Source organism: Streptomyces thermovulgaris, assembly GCF_002155915.1.
Taxonomy (GTDB): Bacteria; Actinomycetota; Actinomycetes; order Streptomycetales; family Streptomycetaceae; genus Streptomyces; species Streptomyces thermovulgaris.
Genome location: NZ_MUME01000471.1, coordinates 1 through 565, shown reverse-complemented (window position 1 = coordinate 565; position 565 = coordinate 1). Strand labels below are relative to the sequence as shown.

The following is a 565-nucleotide window of genomic DNA, read 5'->3' as shown; positions in this document are numbered from 1 at the left end:
GCGCCGCCTGCCCCTGCTCTCCCGCGCCGATCGCCATGGCGCCGGGGAAGAGGGTCGCGGGCCTGCCCACGCGGCAGACGGCGCCGTGCTCCTGGTCGGTGGCGATGAGCAGGGGCAGGCCGCGCGGCTGCGCGAGGGACGCCCTCTGCAGGCCGTTGGACAGATCGGCGACCTGGTGGGGGTCGCGGATGTTGTGGGCCCAGGAGAAGTAGATGATGCCGCCGACCCGGTACCGGGCGATCAGCTCGGCGGCCGTGCGGACGCCGATCTCCTCGAGGTTGGCGTCGATGTCGGCCTGGTCGGGGGCGGTGGCGGAGTGGCCGTAGACCCGCATCACGAAGAGCTGGCCGACCTTCTCCTCGAGCGTCATCCGGGAGATGAGGGCGCGCAGCTCCCTGTCGTCGGGGACGACGGTGCGGGCGGAGGCCCGGGAGACGGCGGAGGCGGCGCCGGGGGAGTCGGTGGGGGAGCCGGTGCGGGCGGCACTGGAGCCCTGGACCGTCAGGGCGGCGGTGAGCCCGGCGCCGGCGGTCAGGACGGCGCGTCTGGAGGGACGGGGGAGGCG

General features: G+C 75.4%; 1 protein-coding gene. It reads right to left on the bottom strand.

Annotated elements, in window-relative coordinates; genetic code table 11:
- Nucleotides 1-565, bottom strand: a 565-nt coding sequence (locus tag CCN35_RS26475; protein ID WP_281254827.1) for a glycoside hydrolase family 3 N-terminal domain-containing protein, incomplete at both ends; no start/stop codon positions are given.